Raw genomic sequence first — 2,016 nt, forward strand, 5'->3', positions numbered from 1 at the left:
CGTAGAACACCTGCATCTTCTGCAACTCGTCGATGATCGACTTGCACTGCTCGGTGCTCAGTTCACGCGGGTCACGGCGACCCGACGAGGACAGGCAGTGCACGCACGACAGGTTGCAGGCGTAGGTCAACTCCCACGTCAGACAGATCGGCGCGTCGAGACCGAGTTCGAATTGATCGACCAGTTTACCTACCGGAGCTGGTCTTTCGAGGGTGGAAGTCATAGGGGCCGTCCTCTTCTACGAATGGTTCACAGTTCTACGGGCGAGTGATCATGTTCGACTCGGCCAACATCGCCAGGGCTTTCACGTAGGGAGCCGACGCGGATTCATCGATACCCGCGGCCGCGATCGCCGACCGCATGTCCGAGTGCTCGGGAAGCGATTCGATGATCGCCACGATCGTGCGGTTCTTCAGAAACGACAGCTTGCGAGTTCCGAAGTGGTACAGCAACGCTCCGAACGACTCCGGACGCAACGCCACCTGCGGATGCAACACCCACCGCACATCCAGATCGAGCACGTCCTGCACTGCAGCAGTCATGATCAGTACACGCCGCACATGCCGTCGATCGACACTTCCTCGACCAACGACTCTTCGACCAGATCGGATTCGACGACAGCCGTACCGACCACAGCGTTCTCGTTCTTCTTCGACATCTAAAACCTCCTGCGAAATATGCTCGGTCACAATCCGATTGGTTGTGTCTCGGATCACCACGCTAACGGCCCACACGGTCCCCGAACCGGCATGTCGGTCGGAACTGGTCGACCGTCGCGATCAACCGTCCGTTCGGGTAGGTAGCGGCCCGTCCGGCGCGCGGGGTCGACGGCATCCGAGCGGCCCGACCTGGCCTCGAACGGCCGACTCGTCCGCCGTTCCGTGACACGCTCGACCTCACCGAAAGGACAGCCCCGTTCGACCGCGGGCCAACGACGAACAGAAATGACTCCGATGACCGAAGTGGATGCATTGGCACCGAGCCCAGACACAGTGTGGGCTCACGAGAACGTGGTGGTTCGGTATATCCGTGGACTCGAATTCGACGCTGTCCGTGCGGGCTCGACGGTGCAGGTCTGTCACGGCCTGACGTCGGCCGAGATCGGCGAGCGCCTCGTTCCGATGGTTACCGCACAGGCCCGGCACGTGGGTCTCTCGCAGCGCGAGTTCGAGTTGTTAGTGGTCGGACTCGTCCGCACCACTGTCACAGATCCGATCGCCGCGTGGTCCACCTACTATCGCAACTCGCTGGACGATCTGCTCGGCGGCACCGCCGATTTCGCTCCCGTCCATGAGCGCGCAGAGACTTTCATCGTCGGTTCGGTGCTCGACCTGGGTTCCTGCTTCGGCTTCTTTCCATTGCGACTGGCGATGAAGGGCCACTCGGTGACTGCGACGGACCTCTCCGCCGGCACCATGCGCCTGCTCGCCACCGTTGCCCCGCATCTCGGGATCACGCTCGGCACCATGGTGTGTGATGCTGCCCATGTTCCAGTCGCGGACAACAGTGTCGATACCGTGACAGCGCTGCATCTCCTCGAGCATGTCGACGCCGAGACAGGCTCTCGGATCGTTGCCGAAGCGCTCCGTATCGCACGCACGCGAGTAGTAATTGCTGTTCCCTTCGAGACCGAGACCACCGCCTGCCACGGGCACGTCCGCACGTTCGACGAGGCTGCGTTAGGCGAACTCGGTCGGTCGACAGGTGCAGAATTCGAGACTTCGGAACACCACGGCGGATGGCTCATGATCGACAAGGTCACCGCACCACAGTTCACCTGAAGACGTTCTGCGCCGGGCCGTGAACCCGCACACCTAGAACGGCGGTTCTTCGTTGTCTTTGGATGTCGGCTCAAGGTTGTCGGGTGGGTTGGGGTAGGCGATAATGCCGGATCGTCTGGGTTTGGTGGGGATGTGTGGTCGCAGGTCGTTGCCGAGGATGGGTACGGCTGTGCCGTTGGCGGGCAGGGTGATGCGGGTGGTCTTGGAGGTGGAGGTCCACAGGATCGCGCCGCCG

4 protein-coding genes and 1 pseudogene are annotated in these 2,016 nt (G+C 61.9%); 1 reads left to right on the forward strand and 4 read right to left on the reverse strand.

Features of this window, described 5'->3' with window-relative positions; all coding sequences use genetic code 11:
• The 3 genes and pseudogenes from O4220_RS27635 to mftA form a co-directional block, all read right to left on the reverse strand.
• A pseudogene (locus tag O4220_RS27635) lies at nt 1-223 on the reverse strand (mycofactocin radical SAM maturase); the annotation flags it as partial.
• A gap of 34 nt (nt 224-257) precedes the next feature.
• Entirely contained in the window at nt 258-542 is a 285-nt protein-coding gene (mftB, locus tag O4220_RS27640) for a mycofactocin biosynthesis chaperone MftB (RefSeq protein ID WP_269608740.1), read from the reverse strand.
• 2 nt (nt 543-544) lie between these two features.
• Nucleotides 545-658 (reverse strand): mycofactocin precursor MftA, encoded by a 114-nt coding sequence (mftA, locus tag O4220_RS27645; RefSeq protein WP_080730438.1) that lies wholly within the window; start codon nt 656-658, stop codon nt 545-547.
• 295 nt (nt 659-953) lie between these two features.
• Between mftA and mftM the strand changes: the two genes are divergently transcribed.
• Nucleotides 954-1,781 (forward strand): mycofactocin oligosaccharide methyltransferase MftM, encoded by an 828-nt coding sequence (mftM, locus tag O4220_RS27650; RefSeq protein ID WP_269608741.1) that lies wholly within the window; start codon nt 954-956, stop codon nt 1,779-1,781.
• A 33-nt stretch (nt 1,782-1,814) separates the two neighbouring features.
• On the opposite strand, the gene O4220_RS27655 is transcribed toward mftM, so the two are convergent.
• The coding region (locus O4220_RS27655) for a hypothetical protein (RefSeq protein ID WP_269608742.1) at nt 1,815-2,016 on the reverse strand (202 nt) is incomplete at its 5' end.

The organism is Rhodococcus ruber (assembly GCF_027270735.1).
GTDB classification, from domain to species: Bacteria; Actinomycetota; Actinomycetes; order Mycobacteriales; family Mycobacteriaceae; genus Rhodococcoides; species Rhodococcoides rubrum_A.

Excerpts from the sequence above, each read along its gene's own strand:
- mftB (WP_269608740.1), bottom strand. The coding sequence starts at position 542 with ATGACTGCTGCAGTGCAGGACGTGCTCGATCTGGATGTGCGGTGGGTG.
- mftA (WP_080730438.1), bottom strand. The coding sequence starts at position 658 with ATGTCGAAGAAGAACGAGAACGCTGTGGTCGGTACGGCTGTCGTCGAA.
- mftM (WP_269608741.1), top strand. The coding sequence starts at position 954 with ATGACCGAAGTGGATGCATTGGCACCGAGCCCAGACACAGTGTGGGCT.